Source organism: Blastococcus sp. HT6-30 (genome assembly GCF_039729015.1).
Classification (GTDB): domain Bacteria; phylum Actinomycetota; class Actinomycetes; order Mycobacteriales; family Geodermatophilaceae; genus Blastococcus.
Genome location: NZ_CP155792.1, coordinates 1,916,953 through 1,935,079 on the forward strand (window position 1 = coordinate 1,916,953; position 18,127 = coordinate 1,935,079).

The 18,127-nt window shown below is 71.6% G+C and carries 17 protein-coding genes and 2 pseudogenes; 10 read left to right on the forward strand and 9 right to left on the reverse strand.

The window, feature by feature from the left end; genetic code table 11:
- The first annotated feature begins 324 nt into the window (after nt 1-324).
- Nucleotides 325-1,188 (forward strand): DUF389 domain-containing protein, encoded by an 864-nt coding sequence (locus ABC795_RS09240; protein WP_347056887.1) that lies wholly within the window; start codon nt 325-327, stop codon nt 1,186-1,188.
- Nucleotides 1,189-1,430: 242 nt separating this feature from the next.
- Complete coding sequence (locus ABC795_RS09245; RefSeq protein WP_347056888.1) at nt 1,431-3,074, forward strand: RecQ family ATP-dependent DNA helicase; 1,644 nt, start codon at nt 1,431-1,433, stop codon at nt 3,072-3,074.
- A 1,353-nt stretch (nt 3,075-4,427) separates the two neighbouring features.
- On the opposite strand, the gene ABC795_RS09250 is transcribed toward ABC795_RS09245, so the two are convergent.
- From ABC795_RS09250 to ABC795_RS09285, 8 genes and pseudogenes are all read right to left on the reverse strand, one after another.
- Complete coding sequence (locus tag ABC795_RS09250) at nt 4,428-4,793, reverse strand: hypothetical protein (RefSeq protein WP_347056889.1); 366 nt, start codon at nt 4,791-4,793, stop codon at nt 4,428-4,430.
- Between the two features lie 121 nt (nt 4,794-4,914).
- On the reverse strand, nt 4,915-5,046 hold the full coding sequence (locus ABC795_RS09255) for a hypothetical protein (RefSeq protein ID WP_347056890.1): 132 nt from the start codon (nt 5,044-5,046) through the stop codon (nt 4,915-4,917).
- Nucleotides 5,047-5,081: 35 nt separating this feature from the next.
- Nucleotides 5,082-5,258: a hypothetical protein gene (locus tag ABC795_RS09260; RefSeq protein WP_347056891.1), complete on the reverse strand. Its 177-nt coding sequence runs from the start codon at nt 5,256-5,258 to the stop codon at nt 5,082-5,084.
- A 140-nt stretch (nt 5,259-5,398) separates the two neighbouring features.
- Nucleotides 5,399-5,811, reverse strand: a pseudogene (locus ABC795_RS09265) (transposase); the annotation flags it as partial.
- Between the two features lie 114 nt (nt 5,812-5,925).
- Complete coding sequence (locus ABC795_RS09270; RefSeq protein WP_347056892.1) at nt 5,926-6,549, reverse strand: TPM domain-containing protein; 624 nt, start codon at nt 6,547-6,549, stop codon at nt 5,926-5,928.
- An 81-nt stretch (nt 6,550-6,630) separates the two neighbouring features.
- Complete coding sequence (locus ABC795_RS09275; protein ID WP_347056893.1) at nt 6,631-7,758, reverse strand: heparan-alpha-glucosaminide N-acetyltransferase domain-containing protein; 1,128 nt, start codon at nt 7,756-7,758, stop codon at nt 6,631-6,633.
- Between the two features lie 188 nt (nt 7,759-7,946).
- Nucleotides 7,947-8,093 carry a hypothetical protein gene (locus tag ABC795_RS09280; RefSeq protein ID WP_347056894.1) on the reverse strand — a complete coding sequence of 49 codons (147 nt, stop codon included), beginning with the start codon at nt 8,091-8,093 and terminating at the stop codon, nt 7,947-7,949.
- A gap of 90 nt (nt 8,094-8,183) precedes the next feature.
- Nucleotides 8,184-8,366: a hypothetical protein gene (locus ABC795_RS09285; protein ID WP_347056895.1), complete on the reverse strand. Its 183-nt coding sequence runs from the start codon at nt 8,364-8,366 to the stop codon at nt 8,184-8,186.
- Between the two features lie 91 nt (nt 8,367-8,457).
- On the opposite strand from ABC795_RS09285, the pseudogene ABC795_RS09290 reads away from it, so the two are divergent.
- The 8 genes and pseudogenes from ABC795_RS09290 to ABC795_RS09325 all read left to right on the forward strand — a co-directional run.
- Nucleotides 8,458-9,282 (forward strand): annotated as a pseudogene (locus tag ABC795_RS09290) (hypothetical protein); the annotation flags it as partial.
- 85 nt (nt 9,283-9,367) lie between these two features.
- A complete protein-coding gene (locus tag ABC795_RS09295) occupies nt 9,368-9,685 on the forward strand; it encodes a hypothetical protein (protein WP_347060748.1) in 318 nt (105 codons plus the stop codon).
- Between the two features lie 122 nt (nt 9,686-9,807).
- Nucleotides 9,808-11,292, forward strand: coding sequence for an ABC transporter permease (locus tag ABC795_RS09300; protein ID WP_347056896.1), 1,485 nt, complete (start codon nt 9,808-9,810; stop codon nt 11,290-11,292).
- Nucleotides 11,293-11,330: 38 nt separating this feature from the next.
- Nucleotides 11,331-12,008, forward strand: coding sequence for an ABC transporter ATP-binding protein (locus tag ABC795_RS09305; protein WP_347056897.1), 678 nt, complete (start codon nt 11,331-11,333; stop codon nt 12,006-12,008).
- A 906-nt stretch (nt 12,009-12,914) separates the two neighbouring features.
- On the forward strand, nt 12,915-14,348 hold the full coding sequence (locus tag ABC795_RS09310) for a histidine kinase (RefSeq protein WP_347056898.1): 1,434 nt from the start codon (nt 12,915-12,917) through the stop codon (nt 14,346-14,348).
- Complete coding sequence (locus ABC795_RS09315; RefSeq protein WP_347056899.1) at nt 14,345-14,989, forward strand: response regulator transcription factor; 645 nt, start codon at nt 14,345-14,347, stop codon at nt 14,987-14,989. The genes ABC795_RS09310 and ABC795_RS09315 overlap by 4 nt, the downstream gene beginning before the upstream one ends.
- A gap of 507 nt (nt 14,990-15,496) precedes the next feature.
- On the forward strand, nt 15,497-15,907 hold the full coding sequence (locus ABC795_RS09320; protein WP_347056900.1) for a hypothetical protein: 411 nt from the start codon (nt 15,497-15,499) through the stop codon (nt 15,905-15,907).
- 337 nt (nt 15,908-16,244) lie between these two features.
- The gene (locus tag ABC795_RS09325; protein ID WP_347056901.1) at nt 16,245-16,811 is read left to right on the forward strand and encodes a hemerythrin domain-containing protein; all 567 of its coding nucleotides are present in this window, start codon (nt 16,245-16,247) and stop codon (nt 16,809-16,811) included.
- 517 nt (nt 16,812-17,328) lie between these two features.
- Here ABC795_RS09325 and ehuA read toward each other — a convergent pair.
- Complete coding sequence (gene ehuA / locus ABC795_RS09330) at nt 17,329-18,093, reverse strand: ectoine/hydroxyectoine ABC transporter ATP-binding protein EhuA (RefSeq protein WP_347056902.1); 765 nt, start codon at nt 18,091-18,093, stop codon at nt 17,329-17,331.
- Between the last annotated feature and the right edge of the window lie 34 nt (nt 18,094-18,127).

Here is an 18,127-nt window from a genome sequence, read left to right on the forward strand (position 1 = left end):
GTCGTCGCAGTGGGGATCGGTCGGAGAAGCGGACGGCAGGGCCACTGCGGTCACCTCGAGAACGAGGAGGAGTCGCCGGTGGCGGAAGGCAACGACCGGCACCCGCACCGGTGCGGGCAGAGGCCGCGTTTTCGACCCATTGAGACGCTGACCCGCCCGCGGCGCAGAAGCCACCGGCGCAGCCGTCGCCGCATGGCCAGCCGGCAAGCTGCGGCACGCGGGCGGCGTCCTGCACGAGGCTCCCCCGCAACGCCGTCCATACCTTTCGGGTACGTCGGTATGCGACGACGGTTGCCGCCCTGGGATCCGGGAAGGGGCACGCACATGCCGAGGACCGTGGAGATCACCCTTCCCCCCGATCTGGTCGATGCCGCGGTGGAGGAGTTGCGCGGTCTCGAGCCGCTGTCGCTGCGTGTGCTGCGTGGCGTGTCGCTGCAGCCGCCGGGCGACGTGATCAGCGTGGAGGTGACCAACCGCCGGCTCGCCGCGGTGATGCGCCTGGCCGACCGGTGCGGCGTCGGTCAGGAGTCCTCGGTCTCGCTGTCCTCGAGCAGGCCGGCCAGCGTCATCTCCGCCGGCCGGCAGGACGACGTGCTCCGGGACATCACCAGTGGGACGGCCGAGGAGATCGAGCTCGAGATCGGCCGGGAAAGCACGATGACCGCCGGCAAGCTCGGCGTGATGGCCACCGCCGGCCTCCTGGCGGGGCTCGGCCTGGCCAGCGGCGCCTTGCACCTGATCATCGGCGCCATGGTCATCGCACCGGGCTTCGAGCCGTTCAGCCGACTCGCCCTGGGGCTGATCGAGCGCAGCCGCGCCTGGCAGCGCGGCCTCGTCGACATCGCCAGGGGGTACGCCGCCCTGGCCGCCGGCGCCGCCCTCAGTGCCGCCGCCTGCGCCACCTTCGGCGCCGGCGCGCTGGCGGCGGGGACCGGCAGCTACCTGCCGTCGTCGGCCCTGATCGACTACTTCTCCACCACGTCCTGGACCAGCTGGGCGGTGGCCGTGGTGGCCGGGCTGGGCGGTGGACTGCTCCTGGTGATCAACCGCCGGGTACTGACCGCGGGGGTCATGATCGCGCTCGGCCTCATCCCCGCCCTGACCCTGGCGGCCATGGCCCTGGTCGCCGGCGACGTCGAGCTGGCCCTGCTAGCCTGGGCCGGTGGAGCGTGGACGCCATCGTGGTGACGGCGACGTCGGCGGCGGTCTTCTTCTGGCACCGCAGGCACGACGGCCGAGCCTCCACCGGTTGACCAGCACAGGGACTCCGTCGGGGGGGCCTCCGGCAGTGACACCCGAGCAGGCCGGCGCGCTGCCTCGCTGAAAGTCTTGGCTACGAGGACAGATGGTCCACGGTCACCGATCGGGCACGAGGCCCCGGTTGGCACGCCCCCGGTTGGGCCGGCGCTGGGGCCGGGTACCGGCCAGCGGTGGCAGACACCAGAGATTCCCTGCAGCACGTCGCCGCCGAGACGTTCGGCTGGCCGGAACTGCACCCCGAACAGCTCGAGGCGATGGAGCAGGTGATGGCCGGCCGGGACGTCCTGGCGGTGCTGCCGACCGGCGCGGGGAAGTCGGCCATCTACCAGGTGCCCGCCCTCCTGCTGGACGGCCCCACGCTGGTCGTGTCGCCGCTGCTGGCACTGCAGCGGGACCAGATGGGGGGCATCGATGACTCGGCCGCCCCCGAGGCCGTCGCGGTCAACTCGGCCCAGCGCGCCGGGGAGACCCGGCACGCCTGGGACGCCGTCCGGGAAGGCGACGCCGAATACCTGTTCCTCTCCCCCGAACAGCTGGCCAAGGATGACGTCCTCGACCAACTCGCCGTGCTCGGCATCAGCTTCTTCGTCGTCGACGAGGCGCACTGCGTCTCCGCCTGGGGCCACGACTTCCGCCCCGACTACCTGCGACTGGGGACAGCGATCGAACGGCTCGGGCACCCGCCGGTCCTGGCCCTGACCGCAACCGCGGCGCTGCCGGTGCGCCGGGACATCACGGAGCGGCTCGGCCTGCACGACCCCGCCGAGATCATCGCGAGCTTCGACCGGCCCAACCTGCGGCTGGCCGTCGAGCGGGAGAGCGACGACCGGCGGAAACGGTCCGCCGTCGTCGTCCGGGTGAGCGGGCTGATGTCCGACCCGGCCACCCGTGGCGGGCTGGTCTACGTCGCCAGCCGCAAGGACGCCGAGCACTACGCCGACGAGCTCGCCCAGCTGGGCCACCGTGTCGCGGCCTACCACGCAGGCATGAAGGCGTCCGACCGCAAGCAGGTGCACGAGCAGTTCCTCGACGGCGAGGTGGACGTGGTGGTGGCCACCTCGGCCTTCGGCATGGGCATCGACAAGCCGGACGTGCGGTTCGTCGTGCACGCCTCGGCGCCGGAGTCGCTGGACTCCTATTACCAGCAGATCGGCCGCGCCGGACGCGACGGCGAGCCGGCGGAGATCCACCTCCTCTACCGGGCCGAGGACCTGCACCTGCAGACCTTCCTCACCGCCAGCCGTGCCCCCGCAGACGTGCTGGAGGAGGTGGCAGAGTCCCTCGACCAGCACGACGAGCCGATGGCCACCGCAGAGCTGGCCTCCGACGTCGACGCCCCGGCGGCCAAGCGCACCCGGGCGGTGAACCTGCTGGAGCAGGCCGGTGCCGTCGGCACCACCGAGGACGGCCGGCTGGAGTACCTGGACCCCGACATGGACCCGGACAAGGCGGTCGCTGACGCCGTGGAGGTCTCCGAGACCCACCAACGCCTCATCCGGTCCCGGATCGAGATGGTGCGTGGCTACGCCGAGACCACCGGCTGCCGGCGCCAGTTCCTCCTCGGCTACTTCGGCGAGCAGCTCCTCCACCCCTGCGGCAACTGCGACACCTGCGAGGCCGGCACCGCCCAGGAGCACCCAGTCGACGACGCCCCGTTCCCGGTCAACAGCGCCGTCCGGCACGCCGAGTGGGGGCACGGTGTCGTCATGTCCGTCGAGCCCGACCGACTCACCGTGCTGTTCGACCAGGAGGGCTACAAGACACTCGCCACCGCCGCCGTGGCATCCCACCACCTGCTCGAGGCGGCCGGGTGAGGAGTGCTTACGCGCCGGGCTACGAGGTTGCCGTCGTCCGGTCGTCCCGCCGCCTCCAGCTGACAACCTCGGAGGGCGGAGTCGGCAAGGGCGGCCTCTGCACGGATACGACGGTCGCGGTGTCCACCCGGCCGAGGCAAGTGTCCATCGGCGGCAACGCGCTCGGGCACTGTCAGGTGGTCGACCCAGGGCGGTGAACCAGCCTCCATGAGGGTCCGGCGACTACGCGGTCGCGTCCCTCGACAGCCGGCGGGTCACGGTGGCCATCAGTGGCTCCGGCAACGCCTACATCCGCGCCACCGAGACCCTCAGCGCAGTCGTCCCCGGCAGCGGGGACATCGGCTACACCGGGGACTCACGGGTCAGCAGCACCGCCCATGGCTCCGGCGACGTGCGCACCGGGCGAGAAATAGGGGCGCGGGCTCGGCAGCGCACTCGTCGTCCTCAGCGCCACCGCCGGCGGCCGCCGACCCGGCTGGCCGACCGCCAACGCTGCTTCTCGATACCTCCGACGCCGCCGTCAGCGTCGCCGCCATCGACGACGCGGTGTCGGCGACGCGGTGTCGGCGGCGAGGACCAACCCGACGGTCCTCAAGAGCTGAGCGGACACCCGTGGGTGCCGATACATCCTCGGCAGGACGCCTGGTGACGCCGTCCCCACGCCCGCGAGCTGATCCGACGAGCGCCCGAGGGGTCGACGGTCGTCGCCCGCGGCGTCCAGTCCTCCTCAGAGGACCGGCCTGCGATCGGGCAGTGGCCACGGGACGGCCAGCCGGCGAGGGCGATCCAGGTCTCGGCCAGACCGTCGGGGCGCCGCACGATGCCGAGCGCGATGGACGGCCCGCTCGGCTGTTCGTGTGTGCGCATCAACGGCATCGAGAGCGCGTACTCGCTCACCGGTACGCCCGCGCGTGAGGTTGCGTCACGAGCGGCCCGGAGGTCGTGCCGGATGAGGTCTGCGCAGGGCGTCTCCGGGATCGCCCGGAGGTCGAGGCACGCGGCGAGATAGGCGTGCTTCAAGGCGGCGAGCTTGTACCGGTTGCGGTCCGGTGGCGTGAACAGCAGCGAGAACAGTGGCGTCCACCACCATCCGTCGCCACGCCGGGATGAACCGCAGCGGCGGCAGGCAGGGGTCTGGCGAAGCCGGCTCCTCACCGCAGTGATGCTGCTACCCGCGCCTGACATCGCACGGATCACCGTCCGCGCTGCTCGATCCGGCGGCTCGGGAAGGGAAGGCCTGCTGCGCAGCCTTCCCGACGTCCCGTCAGCCCTCCTGCGAAGGCACCCGATCCCGCCGGATCTCGGCGCCGACCTACGGATGCTGGACGGGGCGAGGGGGGCTGACCGCAGCCTTCACCGCCGGAGCGATCGGGTCCACGCCATGAGCCAGGCGGCCTCCAGGACCGCATCCAGGAGATACATCCGGCTGATCCGGTGGCGGCTTCCGTAGTAGATGTCCACGGCAGCCAGCACGAGCGCCGTGCCCATGCCGATCCGGCGAGCGGCCGCGATCCCGTCCGGGGAGGGTTCGGCCCGGAGTTGGGCGACACCGTTGACGACCATGAGCCCGCTGACCGTCCGCACCAACCAGCGGTCGACCTTGGGGCCGGTGACCGCCTCGAAGCTGGCCATATGGACCAGCGGCCAGGAGCCGCCGACCACGTTGAACAGGCCGTGCGCCCGCGCGAGCCGTACGTCCGCCGACGAGACTGCCCTCATTTGTCCTCCCCCTCCCGGCGGGTGCGAGGCCCGAACGTCCGGCGGGGCTGCCGAACCGCACCGCTCACCGACTCAGGGCTGGCACCACAGCGACGACCGAACTGATGGGCGGGCCAAGCCTTCAGTCATCGGGCAGTTCGGACGACCGGTCGGGATCATCCAGGCGGTGCACACCCGAGTTCGGCCCTCCGTCGAGGAGGTCGCCGTCGGTGGACAAGGCGATGTCCTCCACCCGGTAGTGGATCGTCTGCACGCGGATCCAACCGCGGGTTCCCGAGGAGGGACGCGTCAGGTCTTGCTCTTGCCGGCGGCGCTGGAGTGCTCGTGCCGGTCGTCGCTGTGGGGCACGTGGTTGATCTGCTTCGAGGCGCCGGTGGTCACCCCGGCGGCGCTGGGTGACTTCCCTTCCCTCTTCGCCTCACGGACCGCGGCTCGCTGGGCATCTGCATCGTTGTTCTTGGCCATGGCTCATGGTTTCCCCGCAAGAGGAGCAGGCACACCTCCGGGACGCCGCTGATCGGGGGCCGCGGGCCACTCGTGCACCGCCCAAGCCTCGGCCGGGCCGCAGGGCTTGCTCACCGTGCGCCGGGGCAGTCCCGCGCGATGCAGATGGACTCGACTCCGAGGATGCGACCCTCGACGACGTCGTCGCGATTGGCGTCGATGAAGGCGACTACTTCTTGTGTTGGCGGTCGAGCTCCGCCCCGAAGAAGGACGCCGCTCGCTTCAGGATCTCGTTCGCGCGCTTGAGTTCGCGGTTCTCTTGCTCGAGCTCCTTGATCTTCCTCGCCTCCGCCGTCGTCACACCCGGGGCGTGCCCATCGTCCACGTCGACCTGCTTGACCCACTGGCGCACCGATTCCACGCCGTAACCCAGCTGAGCCGCGACCCGCTGCACCGTCCCGTGCTCGGTCCCCAGCTCCGCTCGCAACGTACGGACCATCCGGACCGCCGCCACCTTCTCCTCCGGGCTGTAACGCCGGGTCTGCGGCTTCCCCGGCACCTGCTCCTTCGGCATGGCTCCATCCTCGTTTCCAAGGTCAGGAGCTCCAAGAAACCCAGGGCGCTTCATGGTGCCGGACGCACCACCTTGACGCGCGGCCTCCGCAACCGGCGACTAGCACCAGGACGCTCAGCCGGTCGGGCCCTGCGCCTGGGCATCGTCAGCCTTGGTTTTCATGGGCTGGGATCGTCGGGACAGCTGGCGGGCGGCCAGCAGGACGAGGAGGACACCACCGATGACCGCCGATGTCGTCGCCGCGCTCCAGCCCGCCTCCCCGGCCTCCTCGCCTCCGGAGGGGATCTCGCCGGTGCGCAGGCCTTCGGCGAGCGCCGTTACCGCAGCGCTCCAGTTTCCGTTGATGACCTCCGGCTGGGCCGCCGTGGTCACCAGCTGGTCGACCTCCGTGGCGTCGTAGGGGAACGTGTCCCCCAACCACCACTGGTACTCGTTGTCCTCCACTGCCATGGCGAACAGAAGATAGGAGGAGCCGAGCTCCGACTGGGTCGCGATCTGCTCCGCCCAGTCCGCTCCGGCCTCCTCGAAGCTCGACACGAGGACCACGTGCAGTGCTTCCCCGGTCTCGTCGCGGACGGCTTCGAGGGTGCGCCGGACCTCGGCCGCGTCGCTGCCCAGCACACCGTTCGGGTCGGTCAGCAGGTCGTCCACCGGAAAGGGCGGTTCGGCGACGGCCGGCCCCGTCCCGGTCAGCACGAGGACCGCGAGGCCGACAAGGACGGTGATCAGGCGGTGCACTCTGCTTCCTCCACCGAGGCGGATCGGTCGGGGACGGGCGTGGGGGGACCTCACGAGTTCGTGGCGTCCGGCGCCGCACCGTCAGGCCCGCGCGCGGCGCGCCGCGCGCGGGCGGCGGCCTCCGCCGCCATTTATTTGCTCGAGCGGTCCCCGGCCCACCGCCTGGCGCCAGGCCACCGCGAAGGCGAGGGCCACCGCGACCTGCACCAGGTAGCCCGGGGTGGCGCTGAAGGAGTCGAGGGGTGAGTTGATGAACAGGACGTGGGCGGTGTAAAGGGTGAGGGTCATGCCGCCGGCCGCGGCGATGGGGAGCAGGACGGTCCCGGCGCGGCGGGCGAGGAGCAGCATGCCGCCGAGCACCGCCGTCGCCACCCCGATTGTGTGGATCAGGTCCAGGGGGGTGGAAGTGTGCGGGGCGATGGTCGCCAGCCACCACCAGGTGCCTGTCGGGGTGACCCCGCCGCTGCCGAAGACCAGGAGGTCGCCGACCTCTGCCCCGCTCAGGCCGCTGGCGGCCGCGGTCGCGTAGAGCCGGGACTCACCGCCCAATGCCCCCAGCAGCACGCTGGACAGAGCCCAGGCTCCGGCCCCGGCGGCCGCACCGACGGCGAGCAGGCGGACGGCGACCCGGTGCTCGGACAGCCGCAGGCGGCCGATCGCGATGCCGATGCAGATGTAGGCCATCCAGGGCAGTGCCGGGTAGAGCCCCGTGACGGTCAGCTTCAGCAGCAGTCCGAAGGGGTCCGTGAAGACCTGACCGAGGGCGACGTTGTCGGCGGACGCTGCCGGCAGCGCCGGGCGCGCGAGGTGGCTGAGCACCGGGACGACCACCGCGATCGTCACCCCCACGGCAAGGAGCGCCCGCGTGGAGAGCAGGACTGCGGGGATCGCCAGGACGAAAAGCACCGCGTAGTAGACGAGGATGACCGTGGCCACCCCCGGGTCCGTCCAGCCCAGCGCCAAGCCCACGGCGGCGATGACCCCGGCGCGTGCGGCCAGCGACGCCGCGGCCGCCTTCCGGTCACCGGGCCCGACCCGCCGCCGCCCGGTCATGAACGCGATGCCGATCCCGGCGAGCAGCGCGAACGTGGCGGCCGACTGCCCCGCGGCCAGAGCGTAGTGCCAGGTGACGTCGCCGTCGTCGTCGTAGGCCCAGAGGGAGTGCACCGCCATCATCCCGAGTAGGGCCAGGCCTCGGGTGGCGTCCACGCCGGCCAGCCGGCCCAGGGCTGTCAGGGTCGACGGGGCAGAATCCTCCCGCCTGCCGGCCTCCCGCCTGCCGGCCCCCGGAAGGCCGCGCAGCTCGGGATGCCGGCGCGAACCCGGACCAGTCGGCTGGGGGGCCTCGGCGGGGGTGGGGCCGGACGCCCGTGCCGCGGGGCACTGGTGGTCCCGCATCAGGAGCCCACGCCGTGATCACGGGAACGGAGCGGGGACAGCCGGGAGAACGGCGGCAGCGACTGCATGCCACCACGATGCGTCGGCCCGGTCACCCAGCGCCTGGTCACCCGGTGGCCGTCCTCGTCCAGGACGAGGTCACCCACGATGTGCACCGCGTCGCCCCGGGCGACCGGGTCCTGTAACGCAGGTGGCGATGCAACGGACGACGACGTCCTCCAGGCTGAACCGCTTGGTCAGGTAGTCGTCGCCCCCCGGCGGTGAGACCGGCGAGGGGTCCCCGGCGGCTCCTTGGCGATCACGGACCAGACCGGCAGCGCCGGTGCGTCCCCGCGCAGCCGGACGAGCATCTCGAACCCGGTGGCGTCGGGAAGCTTCACGTCGAGCAGGTCGCGACGAGCACCCGGGGGAGCGGTCAACGCGCACGTCGCGGATCGAGTGCTCTAGTGCTGCAGTCGACGTCATGCCGCTACGGTCGGCGGCGAACCTTGGCCGTCCCTGGACGTAGGGATGGAAGTGCCTGGACGGCCGGTGGACCAGCCGGGCAGCCGGCTGTGGGGCCGCTGTGAGAAGCGGCCGTGGGCGGGCAGGCTCCTGCTGCGCCCGGCAGACTCCGGAAGGGCGCACGGTCCGGTCGGGCCGGATGACGGAGGGCTTCCCGGATGGACGTGCGGGAGTCGGGCTCCGGCGTTGGGCGACGAGCCGGTCACCGGGCTTTCCCAGCGGGAGGCCGAGGCCCGGCGGCGCGGGGGCGAGGGCAACGTCGCCGTCAGTGCGTCGTCCCGTGGCTACGCCCGGATCCTGCGCACGAACGTCTTCTCGTTCTTTCAACATCATCCTGTTCGTCATCGGGGCCGCCCTGCTCGCGCTGGGCCGCTACAGCGACGCCTTCACCAGCGTCGGTCTCGGCCTGGTCAACGCAGCCATCAGCGCCGTGGAGGACATCCGGGCCAAGCGCAAGCTCGACCGGCTCCAGCTGCTCGGCCGGAGCCGGTCACCGTCATCCGGGACGGCCGGGACGTCGAGGTGGTGCCGGAGACCGTCGTCCGCGGAGACGCCGTCCACGTGCGCCCCGGTGAGCAGCTCGTCGTCGACGGCCCGCTGCTCGACGGCGGCCGGGTGGACGTCGATGAGTCCCTGCTGACCGGGGAGTCCGAGCCGCTGCACAAGTTGCCCGGCGACGACCTGCTGTCGGGCAGCTTCTGCGTCGGTGGCGAAGGGCCCCAGCTGGCCCGGGACGTCGGCGCCGCCAGCTACGCCAGCCGGCTCACCGCCGACGCGCGCCAGGTCACCAGCGACAAGACGCCCCTGCAGAACCGGATCGAGTTCGTCCTCCGGCTGGTGACGCTGCTCGTCGCGCTGATGAGCGCGACGATCCTGTTCCAGGCCGCGCTCGAGGGGACTCCCTCTGGTCCGGGTCGTGCAGACCACCGCGGTGCTCTCCGGCCTGGTGCCCTACGGCCTGTTCTTCCTCGTGACCGTCGCCTACACCGTCGGCGCAGCCAGGAGCAGCGGCCGCGGCGCCCTCGTGCAGCAGGTCAACGCCATCGAGTCGGTGACCAACGTGGACGTCGTCTGCCCCGATAAGACGGGCACGTTGACGACGGGCCGGCCACGCCCATCGAGTACGAGACCATCACCCACACACCGGCAGCTCAGGCCGCCTGACCCAACCTGTCACCGGTCCGTGCAGCAGTCCCAACCGGATCACCTCATCGGGCGGATCGCCGAGACGTAGCGCCTTCCCGGCGGCATCCCCACTGCCAGGGCATTCACAGGTGTCATGCAGTCGCATCCACAGTCGGGGCCGCCAGTCTCCCTTGGCACGCCCCGGAAGAGGGCCTGAACAGAAGGATGACGATGCTGCTGAGGTACGCCCGACGTGAACTAACTCGGCGTCGACGCCAGACGATCATCGTGGCCGCGGGGCTTGCACTCGCGGTGGCGCTGGTGTTGGTGGTCAACTCGGCGTCCACCGGCGTGCGCGACGCACAGTCGGGGGTGCTGGAGTCGATCTACGGGGTCGGCACGGACGTCACCGTGACGCAGGCTGCGGAACCGGGTCAGAGCGGCCGTCAGGGGTTCCAGTTCGGCGCCGAGGACGGCGCCGACGGGGGGGACACCACCCGGATCGAGCAGCAGAACCTCAGGGTCGCGATGGGCACGGCGGCGATGGACGCTTCCGCGCTCAACACGATCGAGAACCTCAGCGGCGTGGACGCCGCGGTTGCGACCCTCTCGCTGACGAGCACGTCTCTCACCGGAGAGCTCCCCGACGACACCCAGCAACCCGCCGAGCCGCCCGCTGGCGGCCCACCGGGTGCCGGGGGATTTCGTGGCGGCAACTTCGGGGTCAGCACGTTCTCCATCGAGGGGGTGGAGCCCGGTGCCGCCGCGCTCGGGCCGCTCTCGTCCGCCGAGGTGACCGACGGGCGAGGATTCACCACCGACGACCGGGGGCAGGCCGTGGCCCTCGTCTCGCAGTCCTACGCCGACAGCGAGGCGCTCGCGGTCGGTGACGCGCTGACGATCTCAGGAACCGAGGTGGAGATCGTCGGGGTGCTGACGTCGGACAGTTCCGCCGGCACGCTCTCCGATGTCTACTTGCCGCTGGACATGGCCCAGGAGATGGCCGGTCTCGGCGACCAGGTCACCGACGTCTACGTGCAGGTCGCGTCCGCGGACACCGTGGACCAGGTCGCCGCGGACATCTCTGTGGAACTACCCGAAGCGACGGTCTCCACGCAGTCGGATCTGGCGTCGAACGTCTCGGGTTCGCTGTCGTCCGCCTCTTCGCTGGTGAGCACGCTGGGCACCTGGCTGTCCGTGGCGGGGCTGGTCCTGGCCTTCGCCCTGGCTGCCCTGTTCACCATCTCCGGGGTCACCCGGCGTACCCGTGACTTCGGCACGCTGAAGGCGATCGGCTGGAGCAACGGCCGCATCGTGCGCCAGGTGGGCACCGAATCGCTCATGCAGGGCGTTCTCGGCGGCGTCGCCGGTCTGGCCATCGGCCTGCTGTCGATCCTGGCCATCAACGCGGCCGGCATCACGCTCTCCGGCCAGACAGGAAGCTCAACTCTGCCTGCGGCCGCTGACGGCGCCGCGGCCGCCGGGCAGATGCCGATGGGACCGAGCGGCGCTGGACCCTTCGGCGGTGGACGTGGCGGAAACCCGATCGCCGACCAGACGAGCAGCGTCGACGTCGTCCTGAGCGCGCCCGTGAACGTGACCATCGTCCTGCTCGGCATCACGCTGGCCCTCGTCGGCGGTCTCGTGGCCGGCGTCCTCGGGGGCTGGCGGGCCGCCCGGCTACGTCCGGCAGCGGCCCTTCGCAGCATCGACTGACCTGTCCTGACCTGACCTGACCTGATCGGAGACCGACGATGTACGTGCTCACAGACGTCAGCAAGACCTACTCCTCGGACAAGAAGACCATCACCGCCCTCGACAAGGTGAGCCTCACCATTCCCGCAGGGCAGATGGTCGCCGTCGAAGGCCCGACCGGGGGAGGAAAATCCACGCTCCTTCAGATGCTCGGTGCCGTCGACCGGCCCACGTCCGGCTCGGTGCGCCTGGGTGACGAAGACCTGTCCGAGGCTTCCGAGCGGCGCCTGACCGAACTGCGCGCCCGCGAGATCGGGATCGTCTTCCAGTCGTTCAACCTGATTTCGACGCTGACCGCTCAAGAGAATGTCGAGACGGCGTTGGTTCCGCTCGGTGTCTCCTCGTCCGAGCGGCGGGAGCGCGCCGCCGCGGCCTTGGCGGTAGTGGGACTCGCGGACCGGCTCGACCACCTACCGCCACAGATGTCCGGTGGGCAGCAGCAGCGCGTGGCCATCGCCCGGGCGATCGTGAAGCAGCCGCGTGTCCTGCTCGCCGACGAGCCGACCGGGAACCTGGATGAGCCCACTCGCGACGAGATCATCGCGATCCTCGAACAACTCTGTCGGCAGCAGCAGCTGACGCTAGTGGTCGTGACACACGATTCCGCCGTCGCGGCGCGAGCCGAGCGCCGGCTGCGGATAGTGCGTGGCAGATTGCAGGAGCGTGCGGTCGTGTAACAACCTGCCGGACGTGGTATCGGTGCAGGCCGAGGGCTGCGTCCGTGCCACCATGTTGACCTCCCTCCCCTCGGTTCATCCCGATTTGCTGGAGTCCGCACTCGTTGCGTATGCAGCCTGAGCTCCAGGAACGGACGTCGTAGAATCTCGGCGGACACGCTGCCCGACGCCCAGTGCTGCGGCCGCCACCTTCGCCCCGCTTCGGTGACACACCCGCCGGGGTCCTTGGCTGAGGACCCCGGCGGGTCGACCGTCGGGCTCGTCTGATCCTGTCTTCCCCGCAGGAGATGCGAGATTGCGCATCGCGTGCAGGTCCGGGCCATCGACAACGACGAGGGCAACCAGTTGTTGCGCATCGTCCGCCACAGCAGCGGATTGGTGGTGACCTTGTGAAGAGCCCAGGTCGTGCTGCTCTCGGCCCTGGGCAGGGACGTCCCGATGATCCGAAGGTGACGTTCGCCAGCCCCGACCCGGTGCGGGACGTGATCAACAACTGTCCCATCGCAGTCCTGTCCGTCCCGCCCGACCAGCGGGATGCGACCGCGATCTGTGAGGAGACACCGGCCATGACCAGGATGACCCTGCGCGCCGACGATGTCGTCGTCGCGTCGCCGCTCCTGGCGGCGACGCTCTACGCCAGCCTGCCGATGCTGCTCCTCGTCGTGGACGATCGACCGATGGCGGTCAGACGTCCCGTCGACTGCCCTGGCCGGGGCCCGCCCGGTCCCGGCGACCGGGTCGCCCATGACGCACGGCCCGGCGCCGCCCGCCGCCTCGAAGCCGTTCTGGACCGGCTCGGCGTGCGAAATGTCGTGCCGGCACCCGTGCTGACCGGGCGTATGCGCGTCCCAGGCGCCCACCGACCGGGTACTGGTCAGGGCGCAGCGGGCGGGCCACCATGGCGCGGTGGCACACCCACCGGTCCGCACGGCGCTGCCGTGGCTGGTCCCCGTCGGCGCGGCAGCCGCGGTGGTGGCTGCCTTCGTGCTGCACGCTCAGGTCTCGGCCGTGCGGGCCGACGTGGCCGAGATCTACCTGGCCGACGTCTGGGCCTCGCTGCTCTGTCCCGTCGTCGGAGCCTGGTTCCTGTCCCGGGGCGGCGCGCGGCCCGTGGGCGGCCTCCTGCTGCTGGCCGGCTGCCTGTCGCTGGCCGCACTGGGCACGGGGCTGGCCAACCTCGACGCGCTCGACGGGGCGCTGGGCCCCGTGGGCACACTCTCCGCCTGGATCACGGCCTGGGCGTGGACGCCGTACCTGCTGCTGCCCACGGTGCTCCCGTTGGTCTACCCGGGTGGCCGGCCGGCCTCAGCCGCGGCGCGCGCGGTCGCGATGGCGGCCCTCGTGCTCACCGGGCTGATCACCCTCGGCTCCGCCATCGCACCGGGCCCGGTCAACGAGGCCACCGACGTCGGCAACCCGCTGGGGATCGCGTCGCTGCCACTGATCGGCGAAGTCGGCGGCGCCCTGATCACGGTCGTGGTACTGGTCCTGGCCCCGCTCACCGTGGTGGTGCTGGCGGTCGAGCGCGTGCGCCGGCCCCGCCCCGGCGGTACGGCCGCCCTCGTCGGCAGCGCGGCCTTCGTCCTTGCCACGTTCGCGTTCGGGCAGCTGAGCTACCCGTGGCCCGACGTCGCCACCGCGGCCGGGCTGTCGGTCCTGCCGCTGGCGATCGTGGTGGACACGCAAGCGCACTCGGTGCGCGAGGCGGAGCGGGCCGAGCAACGACGGATGCGGGCCGCCCGCGAGGAGGAACGGCGACGGATCCGGCAGGAGCTGCACGACGGGGTGGCTCCCGAGCTGGCCGGCCTGAGCCTCCAGCTCGAGGGACTGACCGCCGAGGTGGATGACGCACAGCAGGCGGCGCTCGCGCAGGCCGGGCGCCGGCTGCGGGAGTCGGCCGTGGAGGTCCGCCGAATCGTCGACGGCCTGGGCCCGAGTGCGGTCGACCAGCTCGGCCTGGTGGGCGCCCTGCGCGTGCACGCCGACCGGGTGGCCGGGGGCGGTGCGGTCGTGCGGGCCGGCGACCTGCCGGACCTCCCGGCGGGCACGGAGGTCACCGCCTACCGCATCGGGTGCGAGGCGCTGACCAACGCCGTCCGTCACGCCGGCGCCGCCCGGATCGAGGTGGACCTGCGAGCCGACGCCGGGTCACTGCGGCTGACGGTGACCGACGACGGCGTCGGTGGGGTCGAACAGCGCCCCGGCGGTTTGGGGCTGCATGGCATGGTCTCCCGGGCAGAGGAGTCGGGTGGTCGCTGCCACGTCCGGGCGCGGGACGGCGGTGGCACCGTCGTGGAGGCCGAGCTGCCGCTCTCCCCCGGAGAGGAACGGCCCGGATGACCCGGGTCCTGGTGGTCGACGACCACCCGACGTTCCGCGACGGCGTCCGGGCGGTGCTGTCGAGGGCCCCCGGCATCGAGATCGCCGGGGAGTGCGGCAGCGGTGAGGAGCTGCTCGAGCAGTGCGCCGCCGACCCGCCCGACGTGGTGGTGCTGGACCTCCTCATGCCGGGTATGGGCGGGCTGGAGGCAGCGCGCCGGCTGTCCGTCCGGCACCCGGACGTCGCGGTGCTGGTGGTGACGATGAGCGACGCGGACGAATCCGTCTACGCCGCGCTCCGCGCCGGGGCCGCCGGCTACGTGCTCAAGGAAGCGCCGGGCACCCAGATGGTCGACGCCGTCCGGCTGGTGGCCGAGGGACAGGCGGTGTTCGGCGCGCCCGTGGCTCGCCGCATCTCGGCGTTCTTCGCCGGGTCCGCGGCGCCGCCGCGGCCGTTCCCGGAGCTGACCGACCGGGAGCGGCAGGTGCTGGAACTCCTGGCCCGCGGTCTGGACAACGGCGAGATCGCCGAGCGGCTGTCGGTCTCACGCAAGACCGTGCGCAACGTCGTCTCGACCGTGCTCGGCAAGCTCCAGGTGGCCACCCGCGCCGAGGCGGTCGCGCGCGGCCGTGATGCCGGGCTCGGCAGCCCGCCGGTCTGACGCCGCCATCCGCGAAGTTCCCGACCTCGTCGGGACCTCGGCCCCTGCCGACCGGGACGGTCACGGCGGTGTGCTCCGGGAGTCCGTCTCACGCCCCCCGGGAGTCCCGTCATGCCCACCCAGGCCCCCACGCGCCGAACGGCGCGCTGCCGGTGCTGGCCCGCCGACCGGCACCGCTCGCGCTCCCCCGCCGCCTGGCCGCAGACGGCGTCGCAGCCACCGGTGTGCTCGCCATCCGCACCGCGAGGCTGTACCCGGTGCGGACCAGCGAAGGGCCGGCGAGGGGAAGCCGCCCTCCGACACAGCGCAGCCGAGCCGTGACGCCCGCGGAGGTCGTGGTGACGGCGGAGGACGGCGCGGCATCGCTGGTGGTCCGCAACGACGACTGGCTGCACGCACGGTCCTGCGACATCGACACGACTTCCTCACGTCCACCCCGGCCACCGAGGGCAGCGTCGTCGTCCGCCGCGGCGCCTGACGCGACCCCATCCTGAGAGGAGAACGCTCGTGAACGTCCGCATCGAGGACCGGGCCGGAGGTGTCGCCGCCGCGGCGGCCATCGGCGCCGTGGGGGCCTGGCTGGCCAAGGCGGTCGTCATCGCGGCGTCCGGCGGCCTCGGTCGCAGCGCCCTGGAAGGTCCGCTGTTCCTGGCCGGGCTCCTGCTGCTCGTGCTGGCCTTCATCGCCGGCGGGGTGTCCGTCGCCGGTGGTGGGCCGGCGCGCCGGGCGCTCACTGGCGCCGTCGCGGCGGTGGTCGGCATAGCGCTTGCCCTGCTGATCGAGACGGGGGTCGACGCCGTGCTGCCGGAGTCCTCCGGCTGGGTGGCGGAGGAGGCGGGGCTATGGGCGGTCAGCCTGCTCACCGCGGCGGTGCTCGGTGGCCGGTGGCTGCGGCGGAGGAACGCGGTGCCCGTCTAGTGCGTCGGCCGGTCACCACTCCGCTGCTGGACGCCCGCAGTCCGGTGGACCTGCCATGGCTTCACACCGGTGGGCTGGAGCCGCCGACTACGCCCCTGCCCGAACGGGCTGGTCGGGGCCTCGACACCAGACGTCTCCGGTTTCACCGGCAAGGCCACGCTCGATGCGCGCACCGCCCACACGCCACTCCAGGCATCCCCGCTGTTCCGCCATGCCTCGATGAGCACGGAACCCGAACCTCTATCCATGCCTCCACGGGGATTGCGAGGGCGACCTGGGGTACCGGAGCCGAGGCAGAGCAACGCCCACAGGCCAATGCACTGGGAGATGAGAGCGGATGACCGCCAGCACGGGAGAACAGGACGTCATCGACATCCTGACCACGGACCACCAGGAGGTACTGGCCCTCGTCAGCCAGATCCCGGCCGCCGATGCTGGACAACGGCGGGACATGATCGACACGGTCATCGCCGAGCTGATGCGCCACTCGATCGCCGAGGAGATGTACGTCTATCCGGCGATGCGTGAGCACCTCGCCGACGGGGACAGCCACGTCCAGCACGACATCCAGGAGCACCAGGAACTCGAGGAGGTCATGAAGGAGCTCGAGGGCGTCGACACCGCCGACCCGCGGTTCCTGGAGACGCTCGCACGCCTCGAGGCGGTGCTGCGCGACCATGTCTCTGACGAGGAGAGCGAACAGTTCCCCATGCTCCGTGCACAGTTGCCCCGCGAGCAGCTGGTCAAGATCGGCAGCAAGGTGGAGGCGGCGAAGAAGGCTGCGCCCACCCGTCCACATCCCGCGGCACCGCACAGCGAGCTTTTCCACAAGCTCGTCGGCCCGGGTGTCGGCATGGTCGACCGGCTCAGGGACAAGCTGACCGGCCGGCAGAACAGCGTCTGATCCGCACAGCGCAGCCGGTCGAAGGCGCAGCCAGCGGCCTGGTGGTCCGGGACCACCAGGCCGTTGCTGTCCGGGCGCCGTCCAGCGAAGCGCCCGGGGATGGCGAACGGGGCGACGTAGATCAGTGGCGAGGCCTTCTGCCGGTGGCGAAGACGTACGCCCCGGCCCCTCGCCGGCGTGGGCCCGTCCGCCATCTCCCCGGTCGCTCTCGGCCCCGCCTCCCGGCCGGCAGCCGGCCGGCAGCCGGATCCGCATGCCGACGTCGCAGTCGACGACCGACCCCGGCCCTCAGCGCCTACCTCGGCACGACGGAGCATCGCGGAGCAGCCGCCCGGGTCGGAGGAAGATCGCGGAACGGATCTCCTGCGCGACCCGCCTAGGGCCCGCCGCCCCTCCTCAGCGGCGCGCCCCGCTCCGGCCGTCATCCCCCACCGGCCGCGAGGCCCCTGGTCCTTCCCGGCCGGCCCCCGGATGCCTCGCCGTGGTGGCGCCGAAGTCCGCGAGCCGGCGACTGTGGTCAACGCTCCTCGAGAACCGCCTTGAGGAACGTACGGGTGCGCTCGTGGTCCGGGTCGTTGAAGATCTTCTCGGGCGGCCCGTCTTCGACGATGACCCCGGAGTCGAACATCATCACGCGGTGGGAGACGTCGCGGGCGAAGTGCATCTCGTGGGTGACGATCAGCATGGTGATGTCCGTGGTCTCCGCGATGTCCCGCAAGACGTTGAGGACGTCCACCACGAGCTCGGGGTCGAGCGCGGACGTCACCTCGTCGAGCAGGAGGATCTCGGGCTCCATCGCGAGTGCCCGCGCGATGGCGACCCGCTGCTGCTGGCCACCGGAGAGCTGGGTCGGGTGAGCATCGGCGCGGTCGGCCAGGCCGACCTTGCCCAGCAACTCCTCACCGCGCGCCCGCGCCTCGGCTTTGCTCAGCCCGAGCACGGACACCGGTGCTTCCATGATGTTCTCGATGACCGTCATGTTCGGGAACAGGTTGAACTGCTGGAAGACCATCCCGATCCGCTGACGGGCCTTGCGGAGGTACTTCTCCGACGCCGGGACCAGCTGGTCGCCCTTGCGCTCGTGGGTGAGCGGCTCCCCCTTGACCCAGATGACGCCCTCGGTGATGTCCTCGAGCGTCATCAGCAAGCGCAGGATCGTCGTCTTCCCCGAGCCCGAGGGGCCGATCAGGGTGACGCGCTCCCCCGGCGCGACGGAGAAGTTCATGCCGTCGAGCACGGTGTTGTCGCCGAAACGCTTGACGACGTCCTGGAAGCGGATCATCGCATCCGGCTCCCCCGGGCGGACCGACGCTGCT